Raw genomic sequence first — 15294 nt, forward strand, 5'->3', positions numbered from 1 at the left:
GCGGGGCAAGTCAAGCCCCACCGCCAATTCAGGGCAGTGTCACACTGCTGGTGATGGTATTGACGAATTTCCCGGTTTCCGGGTCTGTCAATGACGAGAAGCCGCCGCCGCCCTCGGCATCAGCCCAGTGCCCAGTGCCGCCAGTCAGTTTCCAGCTGCCGGTCAGGGCGCCGGACGGACCCATTGCTTCAGCAGTCCAATGCAGCACAACCTTGTCACCGGTGCTGTCGGTAAAGACGCAAATGCCGCCGCCGCCAACGCTGCCGGAAGCAATCTCAACTGCGCCGAAACACGGCCCTGCCGCACCGTTCATCGGGTGGCCGGTATCCGTCATTTCCACGTTTTCATAAGAACTGTTGATTTGCATCACCATGTGCCCGTCGGCGATTTCGGTTACAGAGCTGGTCGAGATTCCCGTCCCAGCGCCTGCCTGGTCCCAGGTCGTGCCGGCAGTTCCGCCTCCCGCGCTGAAGGCGCAAAACAGTGCCATCAATAAACAATGACGTATCATACTGGTCCCCTCTCAAAACGGTCCGCCTGCACCGCGCAGACGGACCGCGTCAGGTTAGCACAATTTTGTGAAACCACGCCGTGATGGCTGGAATGGGTCAAGGCCATCCTGGCATTTCGGTTTCCGGCGCGTGCACGCGACCGGAAATGCGGCTGCAACACCGGCCTCTCTCAGCAGACCCCTGCGCAGCGGAAGCACACATGTTGCCGGAGCTCTTCGGCCAGAGCCCGGTCGATCATAGGATCGGCAGCATCACTAAAAGCAGCGTCTATGACACCCGGAAACGCCACGGGGCGATTGCCGCCCGGTGCGCCTCGGCTATATCATCCTGCCAGGCAAGAATGCCACGCCTTGGAAGCTGGCAAGCGCCGGGGCCGTCGTCCGGAATGAGGCGGTGCGAGCGGCAAAATGCCTGGGCCGTGCCCTGTTGCGGCGATTGACCGGGTATCACCGCAAAAGCCGCGTCGAAACGAAGGTGAACTGTGTGGAGCTGATGGGCCAAAGCCTTATGCTGCAGGGCCTCCACCGGCAGGTCGCGCAAACCCAAATCCGCATCGCCGTCCTAAACCGCTACACCACCCTTGCCATGCCTGTGGAAGTGGCCGCAGGACAAGCCCGTCTGAGGAAAGGGAAAGCACGCACTTCACCGAATTCGGCGACATAAGCCCACGCCGGTTGTCCGCGCTTTTGTTCAATAGCATCCAGTTGTCCGTGCACGCAAAATGGCAGTACGACACCTCTGTCGCTGCTTCCGGCGCTTAAAACGGGCGGTGCGGCCCGCAAAGCTGATTAAACAATCACTCGTCACCTGCGGACCGCGGCCCCTTGTTTGTTAAGGGGTGAATTAAGGGTAGGGCTAAGCTTTTGTCTTTTGCGGGGAATTATCGCTTCCTAAAGTCAGAACTGACGGCGCCTCTGGTAGAACCCGTTCGCTTGTTCCCTCCGCGAACAGGCGCGCGCCTGATGCAATACCACCGTTTTCCTTCTTCCTGGATTACCTGACGCTTTCAGCGTTCAATTGCTTGCTCCCCGCATTTTGATGAAGTGCCTTCAGGCGCCTGTGATCTGGCTGAGTACCAGGGAAGGCGGAGCGTCAAGACGGTGGGGGGCTCGCCGGGGATCACGCTCCCGCCGACAGAATAGGAGAATACCTTAACTCTTTTGGCACCAAAGACTGCTTGATCCTTGCTGCATGGTATTATCCTGAAAGACGGAGAAGAGAGGAATAATTTGGAGCGGGTAGCGGGAATCGAACCCGCGCCTTAAGCTTGGGAAGCTCGCATGATACCATTTCACCATACCCGCTCGTTGGGCGAAGGATTATGCCGCGGCGCCACTAAGGTCAAGGGCACCGCAGCGTATTTTCTTGTGGAAAGGTCAGCCGCGGCGGCGGCGGCGGCGGCCTCCGCCAGCGCCTTCTCCATCACCGCCACCGGTGTTGAAGTTTACCTGCGGCAAGGTCACCACTGTAGCAAGGATCGGGAAAGGCTCAGCCGAGTTCGGAATGGCAGACGCGTTCACGAAATGCTCCTGGAAGCGTGGCTCAACAGCGGTTTCGATCTTCTCGATATTGCGGACGGTTTCCTCAATTTCGCCTCGCGCTTCGGTGTTCAACAGCGCAATGCGGGCCCCGGTGCCGGCGGCGTTGCCTGCTGACGTTACCTTGTCCAGCACGCAGTCGGGGATCATGCCCAGAACCATCGCGTGCTTGGCCGAGATATGCGCGCCGAAAGCACCGGCCAGAACCACCCGGTCCACCGTTTCAACGCCGAACTTGTCCATCAGAAGGCGCGCACCGGAGTAGAGCGCTGCCTTGGCCATCTGGATTGCGCGGATGTCCGGGTTGGTGACCGTAATGGTCGGACCGCCGTCGGCAGAGCCGTCCCACAGCATGTAAGCGTTGGTGCGCCCGTCCTGGACACAGCGGGCAGAACCGGTCTGTTCGGCAGAACCGATCAGGCCAGAGGCATCCAGCACGCCGGCCAGACGCATCTCGGCAATTGCCTCAATGATGCCGGACCCGCAGATACCAGTGATGCCGGTGGTGGCGATGGCTTCGGCAAAGCCGTCCTCGTCCGACCAGATTTCCGAACCGATCACCCGGAACCGCGGTTCCTTGGTCCCGGGGTTGATTTCGACGCGTTCAATGGCGCCAGGCGCGGCGCGCTGGCCGCTGGAGATCTGCGCGCCCTCAAAGGCCGGGCCGGTGGGGGAGGAACAGGCCAGGACCTTTTCCTTGTTGCCCAACAGGATCTCGGCATTGGTGCCGACGTCGACAACCAGCACCAGATCTTCGGATTTATCGGGCGCTTCGGACAGTGCCACCGCGGCGGCGTCGGCGCCGACGTGACCGGCGATACACGGCAGCAGGTAGACGCGGGCGGCCGGGTGGATATTCAGATCGAGTTCCACAGCACGCAAAGCGAGCGAATTGGAGGTCGCCAGTGCAAAAGGCGCTTGTCCCAGCTCGAACGGGTCTATCCCTAAGAACAGGTGGTGCATCACCGGGTTGCAGACAAACACGGCATCAACGATCAACGCCTTGTCGATTTCCGCCTCGGACGCGATCTGGGTGAACAGCGCGTTCATGCCTTCGCGCACCGCGCGGGTCATCTCCTGATCGCCGCCCTTGTTCATCATCGAGTAGGACACCCGGCTCATCAGGTCTTCGCCAAAGCGGATCTGCGGGTTCATGATGCCGGAGGAGGCGACAACCTCGCCGGTCTTCAGGTCGCACAGATGCGCGGCAATTGTGGTAGAGCCGAGATCGACCGCCAGGCCATAAACGGTGCCTTCATAGAATCCGGGCCAGATATGCATGATTTTCGGCGGGTGGCTTTCGTCGCCCAGATGCACGGCCACAGTGACTTTCCAGCCGCCTTTGCGCAGGGCAGGCTGCAGCACATTCAGGATGTGCAGATCGGTTTTGACACCTTTCAGGTCCCACTGGGCATCCAGCGCCTCGATCAGCCGCTCCATATCGCCCGTGGGCTTGTGCATGTCGGGCTCTTCAACCTCGACATAATATAGCCGGGTCGAGGGGTTCATGGTGATGTCGCGGGCCTCGGCGCGTTTGCGCACCACCTGGCGGTGGACCTGGCTTTCCGGCGGCACGTCGATCACGATATCGCCCTGCACGGTGGCCTGGCAGCCCAGCCGGCGGCCGTCGATCAGGCCGCGCTTGTCCTTGTAGCGCTGTTCAACCTTGTTCCATTCGCTGAGCGCGCCTTCCTCGGCGGTCACACCATGCTTGGAAAACTCTCCATAGGACGGGGTGATCTGGCATTTTGAGCAGATCCCGCGGCCGCCGCAGACCGAGTCAAGATCGACCCCAAGCTGCCGCGCGGCGGTAAGGATCGGCGTGCCCGCGGGGAAACGCCCGCGCTTGCCGGATGGGGTAAACACAACGAGGGGTTCGTCAGTCATGCCTGTAGCCTTCTCATTCCGCAATTTAGGCGGAGCATATGGGCTTTTGCGGCAGGCGAAAGGCAATGGGCGGCATTTTCCCGTCTGCGGGCGCCATTTTTCAAAATTTGATGACTTTGGGATGCGGTATTTTATCAGGCCGTCAGTCAGAGGACGGCTTTTGCCTCAACCTCTTTCAGCCACGCCAGAATCTCTGCCCGGTCGCCATCCAGCCGCGGGGCAGGGGCGCGGGTTTCAGGGTCCGGCAGGCCGCTCATCTTGATCGGATTGCCTGCTGACAATTTTGCGGATTGACCGTTTTTGCCTAGAACCTCGACAACCATGTTGCGGGCCAGGATCTGCGGGTCCTTCATCACCTGATCCACTGTTTGGATCGGCCCTGTTGGAATGCCGGCCCCGGTCAGAACCCCGATCCAGTGATCCTTGGTGTTCCCAAGTGTCACAGCTTCGATCAAGCGTTTCAGAAGGCGCGCATTGTCGCAGCGCGCCGGGTTGGTGGCAAAACGCGGGTCGCTTGATAAGGGCAGCCGCAGAGCGTCGCAGAGCCGGACAAACAGCGCGTCATTGCCGGCAGCAATCACAAACAGCCCGTCTGATGCGTGGAAGGTTTCGAACGGAGTGATCGAGGGATGCCGGGCGCCAGAGGGCAGGGGGGCTTGTCCGGTAACCGACGTGATGGCAATGGCGTGTTCCAGCAACGCCAGCTGGCTGTCCAGCATGGCGACATCGATAAACTGGCCCTGACCGGTCTTCTGCACGTCCAGCAGCGCTGCCAGAATGCCGTGTCCCAGGAACATACCCGCCACGATATCGCCGATCGAGGCGCCGACGCGCACCGGATCCCGGTCCTTTTCCCCGGTGATCGACATCACGCCGCCGCGAGCCTGGACCACCATGTCATAAGCAGGTTTCAGGGCGTCCGGGCCGGAATGACCAAAGCCCGACACAGCGCCATAGATCAATCGCGGGTATTTGGCGTGCAGATCCTCCCAGCCGTAGCCCAGCCGCTGCATCACGCCAGGGCGGTAGTTCTCCAGCAGTACATCAGCCTGTGCCAGCAGCCGCTCGAATACGGCGCGGTCCGCAGGTGATTTCAGATCCAGCGCAATGCTTTCCTTGCCGTGGTTGATAGTCGCAAAATATGCGCTTTCACCGTCCTTGAATGGCGGGAAGGCCCGGGTGTCATCACCTGATCCGGGGCGTTCCACCTTGATAATCCTGGCGCCAAGATCCGACAGGATCATTGAGCAATAGGGCCCGGCCAAAACATGGGTGAGGTCCAGAACAGTGATGTTTTCCAGTGGGGCGGCCATGACAATTCCTGCATCATCCTTGCAGGTTTTCTGATAGGCCATGCAGGCCAGCACGCATTGACCTAGATCAGAAGCGCGCGAAAGAGATTGCTGCACTGCAGGAATTCTTGCCCGCTGCCTCTTTCCCCCCGGTTGGTTCTGTGCCATAGGGTCACCGCCAAACGGGGTTATGCATGAGGATGACCAATGCAGATTCGTGAGGCTCTCACCTTTGATGATGTTCTACTGGTGCCAGGCGCGTCGAGCGTGCTGCCCAATACCGCTGACACGCGCACCCGGGTGACGCAGTCGGTGTCGCTGAACATCCCGCTTTTAAGCTCGGCCATGGATACGGTGACCGAGTCCCGCATGGCGATTGCCATGGCCCAGGCCGGCGGCATGGGGGTTATTCACAAAAACCTGAACGTGGAAGAGCAGGCCCGCGAAGTGCGCCGGGTCAAACGCTTTATCTCGGGCATCGTTTACAACCCCATTACTCTGACTGCAGACCAGACCCTGGCGGATGCCAAGGCGCTGCAGGAACGTTACCGGGTGACGGGCTTCCCGGTAGTGGATGGTTCGGGCCGTGTTGTCGGTATCGTCACCAATCGCGATATGCGCTTTGCCTCTGATGACAGCACGCCGGTGTCGGTGATGATGACTTCTGACAACCTGGCGATGCTGCAGGAGCCGGCAGACCTGGAAGAAGCCAAATCGCTGATGAAGGCGCGCCGGATCGAAAAACTTCTGGTCTCTGACAAAGATGGCAGGCTGACGGGGCTTCTGACCCTCAAAGACACTGAACAGGCCGTGTTGCATCCGACCGCTTGCATGGATGAACTGGGGCGCCTGCGGGTTGCCGCTGCCAGCTCGGTCGGCGACAGCGGCTTTGCCCGCTCCGAGGCGCTGATTGACGCTGGTGTTGATATCGTTGTTGTGGATACGGCCCATGGCCATTCGGCAGGTGTGATCGACGCAGTGAAGCGGATCAAGGCGCAGTATGGCGCGGTACAGGTTATCGCTGGTAACGTGGCCACCGCTGAAGCCACCCGCGCGCTGATCGATGCAGGCGCGGATGCCGTCAAGGTTGGCATCGGCCCGGGTTCGATCTGCACCACCCGCATGGTGGCCGGTGTCGGCGTGCCGCAGCTGACCGCGATCATGGATTGCGCAAGCGCTGCAGGCGATATCCCGGTGATCGCCGATGGCGGAATCAAGTTCTCGGGCGATTTCGCCAAGGCGATTGCGGCAGGCGCGTCCTGCGCCATGGTCGGTTCGATGATTGCCGGCACGGATGAATCCCCGGGTGAGGTGATCCTGTATCAGGGCCGCTCGTTCAAATCCTACCGCGGCATGGGCTCGATGGGCGCCATGGCGCGCGGCTCGGCGGACCGGTATTTCCAGAAAGATGCCGCCAGCGACAAGCTGGTGCCGGAAGGCATCGAAGGCCAGGTCCCCTACAAAGGCGGCGCCGGGCCGGTTGTTCACCAGCTGGTCGGCGGTCTGCGTGCCGCAATGGGCTATACCGGCTGTGCGACCGTGGACGAGATGCGCAAGAACTGCAATTTTGTGCGCATTACCGGCGCCGGGCTGAAAGAAAGCCATGTGCATGATGTGCAGATCACCCGCGAAGCCCCGAACTACCGGGCAGGATAAGCGGATGATGGCCGCGTGCAATCAAAGGGCAGGGGCATGACCCCCGCCGCCCGCCTGCAGGCGGCCATTGAGGTTCTTGACCAGATTTTGGAGGGAGAGCCTGCGGAAAAGGCTTTGACCTCCTGGGGACGCCGGAGCCGGTTTGCCGGATCAAAAGACCGGGCCGCAGTGCGTGATCATGTGTTTTCAGCCTTGCGGTGCCAGCGGTCGCACGCGGCCATGGGCGGTGCGCGCAGCGGGCGGGGGCTGATTCTGGGTGCGCTGCGGGAAGCGGGGGGGGATCCCGACGGCTTGTTCAGCGGACAGGGGTACGGGCCTGAGCCTCTGACAGCCGCGGAACGCCTGCTGCCGTCACCGCCGCAAGGGGCGGAGGCACTGGATATTCCCGATTGGCTGTGGCCTGAATTCAGCAGCAGCCTTGGGGAAGAGGCGGAAGCCGCAGCACTTGCCCTGCGCGAACGTGCGCCGGTTCATTTGCGGGTGAATACTGGCCGTGGCACGCTTGCACAGGCGCAAGATGCGCTTGACGCAGAGGGCATCGAAACTCGGCTGCACCCGGTGGCTGCCACAGCGCTGGAAGTGACCGAAGGCGCCCGCAAGCTGCGCAACACAAAAGTGTACCAGGACGGTCTTGTTGAATTGCAGGACGCAGCGAGCCAAGCCGTCACTTCGCTTTTACCTTTGCAAGACGGCATGAAGGTGCTGGATTACTGCGCCGGCGGCGGCGGTAAGACATTGGCCATGGCCGCGCAGGCGAAGCTTCGGCTTTTTGCCCATGATGCCGACCCCAAGCGGATGAAAGATCTGCCCGAACGCGCGGCCCGGGCGGGTGCGCAGGTTCAGCACCTGTTGACTGCGGACCTTGAGCGCAGCGGACCGTTTGACCTGGTGCTCTGTGATGCCCCCTGTTCAGGATCCGGGTCCTGGCGGCGGGCGCCCGAAGGCAAATGGCGGCTGACGCCTGAAAACCTGCAGGCTCTGCACCGGGTGCAGGCAGAAATCTTACGCGCCGCGGCAGGCCTGGCAGCGCCTGGCGGGACCCTGGCCTATGCCACCTGCTCGATGTTGAACGGCGAAAACACTGAGCAGGTTCAAAGGTTTTTGCAAGAGAACCAGGGCTGGGCGCTGGCGGCGCAGCAAAGCTGGCACGTGCAGAACGGCACCGATGGATTCTTTGTTGCCGTGTTGACGCGCGCAAAGGGCGGTTGTTAGGGTCGCCGTCAGGAAACCTTTGTGTTTCTTAACGTGGTTTTAACCAAAACCGCCGCGTTATGGCGTCACTTTGCATTGTCCATGGAGCCGTAATGTCCGGTCGCCAAGAAACTTCCGTTCCGGAACTTCGCGTTTATGCACCCGAGCACCTCCGGCTGGCCGCGACACTGCTGCTGGCGCTGATGCTGATGTCCGGCCCCTGGCTGGTGCCGCTGCCGGATTGGATGGGCCGCGGCTTCGTCATGGTGGGGCTGACACTGACAGCTGTGGCGGTGCTGATGGTCATTCAAACCCGGATGCGGCTGAATGCGCGATCGATGGCGGCGGACCTGCTGACCGGCTTTATCGAAAAGGATGCAACGCCCAGTTTTGTCACGGACGACGACGGAGTAATCCATGCCTGCAACGGGGCCGCTGTAAAACGGTTCCAGGACGGCAGCCGCGACACATTGGCAGGAACCTTGCGGTCGATCCTGGCCAACCCATCGGCGGTCTTGTACCGGCTGCAAAGCCGGGCCCGTGTTGATGGTGCCGCCCGCGAGGATATTGTGACCCGCCGCGGCCATGTACGGCTGGCGGTTCACCAGATGAATGGCGGCAGCTTTTTGTGGCGGGTCGAGGACATCCTGGATCGCGGCGGCAACGGGCGCGGTGCGGAAACGATGCCGGTTCCGATGATCACGGTTGGCCGCACTGGCGCCGTTTTGTTCATGAACGAGGCGGCCCGCGGCCTGGTCGGCGAACGGGTGAAATCCACTGATCGCTTGTTCCCCGCACTGCCAGTTATGTCCGGGCAGATCAACACGCTCAGCACCAAGACCGGCCCGGTTCAGGTGCTGGTCAGCGAGAAGAACCGAACCCAGGGCCGCAGCGAGCTGTTTCTGATGGAGGTGGATGAAGGCAGTTTCGACTCTGCCCAAGCCGGGTTGGAAGCGCTGCCGGTTCCGTTCCTTAAGGTTGCTCCCACAGGTGAGATTCTGACCAGCAACCGCATGGCCCTGCGTCTTTTGGGGGTCGATAGCTGTGCCAATCTGAAACTTGGCCAATTGATGGAAGGGCTAGGCCGCCCGATGTCTGACTGGCTGCATGATACAGCCGATGGGCTGGCGCCGAACAAGTCTGAATTTCTGCGCCTGTCGCGTGCTGACAAGGAAGTCTTTGTTCAGGTTACACTCACCCGGGTGGTGGAAGAGGGCACTCCGGTGCTGATCGCAGTTCTGAATGACGCGACCGAGTTGAAGACGCTGGAAGCTCAGTTTGTGCAAAGCCAGAAGATGCAGGCAATTGGACAGCTCGCAGGCGGCGTTGCGCATGACTTCAACAATCTGCTGACCGCGATTTCCGGCCACTGCGACCTGCTGCTGCTGCGTCATGATCAGGGCGATCAGGACTATGGCGACCTCATTCAGATTCACGAGAACGCCAACCGGGCGGCCTCGCTTGTAAGCCAGCTGCTGGCGTTTTCGCGCAAACAGACCCTGCAGCCCGAAACCCTGGATGTACGGGACACGCTGTCGGACCTGACCCACCTGTTGAACCGGCTGGTGGGCGAAAAGGTTACCCTGACCCTCAGTCATGATCCGGTGATGAAGTCGATCCGGGCTGATAAGCGGCAGCTGGAACAGGTGCTGATGAATCTGGTGGTGAACGCGCGCGATGCGATGCCGCAGGGCGGTGAGATCCGGGTCGAGACGGAAGTCATCTCGCTGGACAAACCGCTGGAACGGAACCGCGCCACAGTTCCGGCCGGCGATTGGGTTACCGTGAAAGTGTCCGACGAAGGCGTCGGAATCGCTCCGGACAAGCTGCAAAAAGTGTTTGAGCCTTTCTACACCACTAAACGCACGGGCGAGGGAACGGGGCTGGGCTTGTCCACGGCCTATGGCATCATCAAGCAGACCGGCGGCTACATCTTCGTCGACTCGGTCAAGGGGCACGGCACGCAGTTCACCCTGTTCTTTCCGGTCTACAAACAGCAGGCCGACCAGCAGGCCATCGAAAAGCCGACGGAGACCGCGGAGAAGGCTGTTGCCGCCCAGCATGGCGAGGGCGTGGTGCTGTTGGTCGAGGATGAGGCTCCGGTGCGGGCCTTTGCCTCCCGGGCACTCAGGATGCGGGGCTATACGGTTCTGGAAGCAGAATCCGCTGAGGACGCACTGCGCACGCTGGAAGATCCCGGTCTGACGGTGGATGTTTTTGTCACCGATGTGGTGATGCCCGGCATGGACGGCCCCAGCTGGGTGCGCCAGGCGCTGAAAGAGCGTCCTGATACCCGCGTGGTGTTTGTTTCAGGTTATGCCGAAGGAGCCTTTGGCGAGGCTGACCCGGATGTGCCGAATTCAGTGTTCCTGCCCAAGCCGTTCTCGCTCAACCAGTTGACCGAAACGGTTCATGCGCAACTGCATTGAGGTTGAGAAATTCAGATCTGTAAAAGCCGCCGGTTCCGTGGCTTTTTATGGTCAACGGGCTGGAATAGAATCGTAAAGTTCAAATTCCGCAGCACGCTTTCGCCGGACATGGTTCTGGGCTTCCGGGCTTAGTGTCAGACTTGCCTGAGGGCTGACATTTTTGCGCTTCAGCCGGATTTCCACGTCCAGGCGAAGTTCCAGGAACTGCTTCAATGCGTCCTGATCCTCATAGCGGAACAGATGGCTGACCTTGCAGCCATTTGGCTGTGCTTCCAGGAATTTTGCTTGGCTGCCGACATTGGCAAAGGCGGGCGGTTTGCCTTTGCAATAGGCGTGCAGGAAGTCGTCAAAGCCGACATCTTTGGTCGAATTCGGATTGCCATCCAGCGCCGGCCGCTGCCGGTACCTGTACCAGCTGCCAAGCCAGCTGACCGGCTCCCGCATCACTGCGGCGACTTCCAGTTCGGCTCCGCAGACCTTCTCAAACATCGGCCGGATCCAGCGGTTGTAGCGGTACAGCGGCGCATGTTTCAGCTCCGGCGGGTCGGAGATCACCAGATCCGCCCGGTTGCGCAACGCCGCCTGAAAGGCGGTGGTGCCGGTCTTGGGAACGGAGAGAAGTGCCAGCCGTTCTTTGAAAAATATCATCATTCCGTTAACTGCCCGGTAAAATTTCTTGCTGCGGATTAGCCATCAATCTTTCTTTAACACCCAGAGTTTGTTGTGGGTACACAGAGTTTTCTGTTGCAATGTTCTCTTTTTGATCTCATAAGGAACAAGAGGTGAACAAAGCAGTGATTGCCGCACGCCCCGGTGTGTGACACATAGAAAGGGACAAGGGACTATGGCGGATCTTTTGACCATGAAAAATAAAGTAAGCGGTGACAAGCAAAAGGCGCTCGACAGCGCGCTTGCCCAGATTGAGCGGCAGTTCGGCAAGGGCTCCATCATGAAGCTCGGCGATGGCACTGCGCTGCAGGAGATCGAGGCCAGCTCGACCGGATCGCTGGGCCTGGACATTGCGTTGGGGATCGGCGGTCTGCCGATGGGGCGGATCATCGAAATCTACGGTCCGGAAAGCTCGGGCAAGACAACGCTGACGCTGCATTGCATTGCAGAACAGCAGAAGAAGGGCGGTGTCTGCGCCTTTGTCGACGCGGAACACGCGCTGGATCCGCAATATGCGGCCAAGCTGGGGGTCGATCTGGATGAGCTGTTGATCTCGCAGCCCGATACCGGCGAACAGGCGCTGGAAATCACCGACACGCTGGTGCGTTCGGGGGCCGTCAACATGGTGATCGTCGACTCGGTTGCGGCGCTGACCCCGAAATCCGAGCTTGAAGGCGACATGGGCGACAGCAGTGTCGGCGTGCAGGCCCGGCTGATGAGCCAGGCAATGCGCAAACTGACCGGTTCGATCAGCCGCTCCAAATGCATGGTGATCTTCATCAACCAGATCCGCATGAAGATCGGCGTGATGTTCGGCTCCCCCGAAACCACCACCGGCGGCAACGCGTTGAAGTTCTACTCCTCCGTCCGCCTGGACATCCGCCGCATCGGCGCGATCAAGGACCGGGACGAGGTGGTCGGTAATTCGACCCGCGTCAAAGTGGTGAAGAACAAGGTGGCGCCGCCGTTCAAGCAGGTGGAATTCGACATCATGTATGGCGAAGGCATCTCGAAGATGGGAGAACTGCTGGATCTGGGCGTGGCGGCCGGTGTCGTCAACAAATCCGGTGCCTGGTTCTCCTACGGGGATGAGCGGATCGGGCAGGGGCGCGAAAACGCCAAAACCTTCCTGCGGGACAACCCGGCGATTGCCTTTGATATCGAAGATAAGATCCGCGCCTCGCACGGGCTGGAGTTCGACCGTCCGGATGTGAGCGGCACAGACGATATCCTTGAGGCCTAAGCGCCGGATAATCTGATCAAATATTTGAAATGCGAGGGCGTGGCGCAAGCTGCGCCCTTTTTCATGGGAGACGCTGCTTCGCGCTGTGGACAGCGCGCCGGCGGGGGGGTAAACCTGCGCGGACCGCTTATTTAAGCCCGCAAGAGATCCCGCATATGCCGACGCTCAATGACATCCGCTCAACCTTTCTGAACTACTTTGCCAAACAGGGGCACGAAGTGGTGGATTCCAGCCCGCTGGTGCCGCGCAACGATCCGACCCTGATGTTCACCAACTCAGGCATGGTGCAGTTCAAGAACTGTTTTACCGGGGTTGAGACCCGCGACTACAAACGCGCGACCTCCTCGCAGAAATGCGTGCGCGCCGGCGGCAAACACAACGACCTCGACAACGTCGGCTATACGGCGCGGCATCACACGTTCTTTGAGATGCTCGGCAACTTCTCCTTTGGCGACTACTTTAAGCATGAGGCGATCCCTTTTGCCTGGGAGCTGATCACCAAGGAGCTCGAGGTCCCCAAGAACCGGCTCTACACCACCGTCTATCACACCGATGACGAAGCCTTTGAAATCTGGAAGAAAATGGGTGTGCCCGAGGACCGGATCATCCGTATCGCAACCTCTGACAACTTCTGGCAGATGGGTGATACCGGTCCTTGCGGCCCTTGCACCGAAATCTTCTATGACCACGGCGATCACATCTGGGGCGGCCCTCCGGGTTCAGCTGAGGAAGATGGCGACCGGTTCATCGAGATCTGGAACCTCGTATTCATGCAGAATGAGAAGTTCGCCGACGGCTCGATGGTCGATCTGGAGATGCAGTCGATTGATACCGGCATGGGGCTGGAGCGGATTGCGGCGCTGCTGCAGGGCACCCATGACAACTATGAAACCGATCTGTTCAAGTCGCTGATTGAAGCTTCCGCAAATGTGACTAACTCGGAGCCGTTTGGCGATCAGAACGTGCACCACCGGGTGATCGCCGATCACCTGCGCTCCTGTTCCTTCCTGATTGCCGAAGGCGTGCTGCCCTCGAACGAAGGCCGCGGTTACGTTTTGCGCCGGATCATGCGCCGCGCGATGCGTCACGCGTCGCTGCTGGGCGCAACGGATCCGGTCATGCACAAACTGGTGCCGGCACTGGTTCAGAAGATGGGCGCCGCCTATCCGGAACTCGGCCAGGGGCAGGCCCTGATCGAAGAGACCTTTGAGCAGGAAGAAACCCGTTTCCTCAGGACATTGGACCGTGGCCTGAAGCTGCTGGATGATGCCTCGGGCGATCTAGGCAAGGGCGATGTCCTGCCCGGTGAAACCGCGTTCAAGCTGTACGACACTTATGGCTTCCCGCTCGATCTGACGCAGGATGCTTTGCGCGCAAAAGAGATTGAGGTCGACACTGACGGTTTCGATGCGGCGATGAAAGAGCAAAAGGAGAAGTCCCGCGCTGGCGGCATCGGTCTGGGCGAAGCGGCGGATGTGAAGGTTTACTTCGACATTCTTGATACAGCCGGCCCGACAGAATTCCTGGGCTATGAGACCGAAAAGGCCGAAGGCCAGGTTGCAGCAATCGTCAGGGATGGCGCGCAGGTTCAATCGGCGGGCAAGGGCGAAACGGTTCAGATCATCCTGAACCAGACGCCGTTCTACGGCGAAAGCGGTGGTCAGGTTGGTGATAGCGGTGTGCTGACTGTCGAAGGCGGCGCGGCCCGTATTTCCGACACCAAAAAGGTGGAAGGGCTGTTCCTGCACATTGCCGAAGTGATCGAAGGCGAAATTGTCGTCGGCCTTGGTGCCGCCATGGAGGTGGATCACGCGCGCCGGAGCCGGATCCGGGCCAACCACTCGGCCACTCACCTTCTGCATGAGGCGCTGCGCAATGCGCTGGGAGAGCATGTGGCCCAGAAAGGATCGCTCAACGCCGCGGACCGTCTGCGGTTTGATTTCAGCCACAACAAGGCGATGAGCGTTGCTGAGCTGACTAAGGTTGGCGCGGAAGTGAATGATTTCATTCGGCAAAACACACCTGTATCAACCCGGATCATGACCCCGGATGATGCGCGGGACCTGGGCGCGCAGGCGCTATTCGGCGAGAAATACGGCGATGAGGTCCGTGTGGTCTCCATGGGCCGGGCGAAAACCGGCAAGGGCCATGACGGCGACACCTATTCAATCGAGTTGTGCGGTGGCACCCATGTGAAGCAGACCGGCGACATTGGCACCTTTGTAATCCTTGGCGACAGCGCGTCTTCGGCTGGCGTGCGCCGGATCGAGGCGCTGACGGGGGCCGCGGCGTTTGAGCATCTGGAGCGCGAAGCAGGCCGAATGGCCGAAATTGCAACTGCGCTGAAGGCGCAGCCTGCGGATGTCATGGACCGTCTGAAGGCGATGATGGACGAGCGCAAGGTTCTGCAGAACGAGATTTCGAACCTCAAGCAGCAGGTTGCGATGGGCGGCGGTTCCGGGAACGGTGCCGATGCCAAGGACGTCAACGGCAAGAAGTTCCTGGCCCAGGCACTGAAAGGGGTGTCTGGCAAAGACCTGCGCGGTCTCATTGATGCGCATAAGCAGAACATCGGCTCTGGTGTGATCCTGCTGATTGCCGAGGAGGATGGCAAGGTTGCTGTGGCCGCGGGCGTGACCGACGATCTGACTGGCGAAATCTCAGCTGTGGACGTGCTGAAGGCGGCTGTTCCAGCCGTGGGCGGCAAAGGCGGCGGCGGCCGTCCGGATATGGCCCAGGGCGGTGGCAAGGATTTCTCCGGCGCCGACGAGGCGATCAAGGCAGCCGAGGCCGTGCTGGCTGGCTGACCATTTGGTCAAAAAATGCTTGGTCTTTCCGGCAAATTGCCTAATCTGCCGGAAAGAACATAACTTGGGA

Annotated in this window: 10 protein-coding genes and 1 tRNA gene; 6 read left to right on the top strand and 5 right to left on the bottom strand. The window is 60.3% G+C overall.

The features are described from left to right. Positions 1-28 precede the first annotated feature (28 nt). Positions 29-367 (bottom strand): hypothetical protein, encoded by a 339-nt coding sequence (locus AQUI_RS0118830; RefSeq protein WP_245596947.1) that lies wholly within the window; start codon positions 365-367, stop codon positions 29-31. 451 nt (positions 368-818) lie between these two features. Between AQUI_RS0118830 and AQUI_RS28425 the strand changes: the two genes are divergently transcribed. Beyond that, the gene (locus AQUI_RS28425; protein ID WP_084294461.1) at positions 819-1175 is read left to right on the top strand and encodes a hypothetical protein; all 357 of its coding nucleotides are present in this window, start codon (positions 819-821) and stop codon (positions 1173-1175) included. A 567-nt stretch (positions 1176-1742) separates the two neighbouring features. Here AQUI_RS28425 and AQUI_RS0118840 read toward each other — a convergent pair. The 3 genes from AQUI_RS0118840 to AQUI_RS0118850 all read right to left on the bottom strand — a co-directional run bounded on the left by AQUI_RS0118840 (position 1743) and on the right by AQUI_RS0118850 (position 5250). Beyond that, a tRNA-Gly gene (locus AQUI_RS0118840) sits at positions 1743-1816 on the bottom strand. A gap of 72 nt (positions 1817-1888) precedes the next feature. Next, positions 1889-3937, bottom strand: a complete 2049-nt coding sequence (locus AQUI_RS0118845) for an ASKHA domain-containing protein (protein ID WP_027258885.1) — start codon at positions 3935-3937, stop codon at positions 1889-1891. Between the two features lie 146 nt (positions 3938-4083). After that, positions 4084-5250: a CaiB/BaiF CoA transferase family protein gene (locus AQUI_RS0118850; protein WP_027258886.1), complete on the bottom strand. Its 1167-nt coding sequence runs from the start codon at positions 5248-5250 to the stop codon at positions 4084-4086. A 186-nt stretch (positions 5251-5436) separates the two neighbouring features. Here AQUI_RS0118850 and guaB point away from each other — a divergent pair, with 186 nt between their 5' ends. The 3 genes from guaB to AQUI_RS0118865 all read left to right on the top strand — a co-directional run bounded on the left by guaB (position 5437) and on the right by AQUI_RS0118865 (position 10505). After that, complete coding sequence (gene guaB, locus AQUI_RS0118855; protein WP_027258887.1) at positions 5437-6885, top strand: IMP dehydrogenase; 1449 nt, start codon at positions 5437-5439, stop codon at positions 6883-6885. A 36-nt stretch (positions 6886-6921) separates the two neighbouring features. After that, positions 6922-8097, top strand: coding sequence for an RsmB/NOP family class I SAM-dependent RNA methyltransferase (locus AQUI_RS0118860; RefSeq protein ID WP_027258888.1), 1176 nt, complete (start codon positions 6922-6924; stop codon positions 8095-8097). A 92-nt stretch (positions 8098-8189) separates the two neighbouring features. Further along, positions 8190-10505 (top strand): ATP-binding response regulator, encoded by a 2316-nt coding sequence (locus AQUI_RS0118865; protein ID WP_027258889.1) that lies wholly within the window; start codon positions 8190-8192, stop codon positions 10503-10505. 51 nt (positions 10506-10556) lie between these two features. Here AQUI_RS0118865 and AQUI_RS0118870 read toward each other — a convergent pair whose 3' ends face one another. Beyond that, on the bottom strand, positions 10557-11156 hold the full coding sequence (locus tag AQUI_RS0118870; protein WP_027258890.1) for a hypothetical protein: 600 nt from the start codon (positions 11154-11156) through the stop codon (positions 10557-10559). Between the two features lie 193 nt (positions 11157-11349). Here AQUI_RS0118870 and recA point away from each other — a divergent pair, with 193 nt between their 5' ends. Together recA and alaS are read left to right on the top strand one after the other, a co-directional pair. Beyond that, positions 11350-12417 (top strand): recombinase RecA, encoded by a 1068-nt coding sequence (gene recA / locus AQUI_RS0118875; RefSeq protein ID WP_027258891.1) that lies wholly within the window; start codon positions 11350-11352, stop codon positions 12415-12417. 155 nt (positions 12418-12572) lie between these two features. After that, positions 12573-15224, top strand: coding sequence for an alanine--tRNA ligase (gene alaS, locus AQUI_RS0118880; RefSeq protein WP_027258892.1), 2652 nt, complete (start codon positions 12573-12575; stop codon positions 15222-15224). The last annotated feature ends 70 nt before the right edge of the window (positions 15225-15294 follow it).

Source organism: Leisingera aquimarina DSM 24565 (genome assembly GCF_000473165.1).
Classification (GTDB): Bacteria; Pseudomonadota; Alphaproteobacteria; order Rhodobacterales; family Rhodobacteraceae; genus Leisingera; species Leisingera aquimarina.

Bases quoted from the DNA above. Each gene is read 5' to 3' on its own strand.
- AQUI_RS0118830 (WP_245596947.1), bottom strand. From the start codon at position 367: ATGCAAATCAACAGTTCTTATGAAAACGTGGAAATGACGGATACCGGC.
- AQUI_RS0118845 (WP_027258885.1), bottom strand. From the start codon at position 3,937: ATGACTGACGAACCCCTCGTTGTGTTTACCCCATCCGGCAAGCGCGGG.
- AQUI_RS0118850 (WP_027258886.1), bottom strand. From the start codon at position 5,250: ATGGCCGCCCCACTGGAAAACATCACTGTTCTGGACCTCACCCATGTT.
- guaB (WP_027258887.1), top strand. From the start codon at position 5,437: ATGCAGATTCGTGAGGCTCTCACCTTTGATGATGTTCTACTGGTGCCA.
- AQUI_RS0118860 (WP_027258888.1), top strand. From the start codon at position 6,922: ATGACCCCCGCCGCCCGCCTGCAGGCGGCCATTGAGGTTCTTGACCAG.
- AQUI_RS0118865 (WP_027258889.1), top strand. From the start codon at position 8,190: ATGTCCGGTCGCCAAGAAACTTCCGTTCCGGAACTTCGCGTTTATGCA.
- AQUI_RS0118870 (WP_027258890.1), bottom strand. From the start codon at position 11,156: ATGATGATATTTTTCAAAGAACGGCTGGCACTTCTCTCCGTTCCCAAG.
- recA (WP_027258891.1), top strand. From the start codon at position 11,350: ATGGCGGATCTTTTGACCATGAAAAATAAAGTAAGCGGTGACAAGCAA.
- alaS (WP_027258892.1), top strand. From the start codon at position 12,573: ATGCCGACGCTCAATGACATCCGCTCAACCTTTCTGAACTACTTTGCC.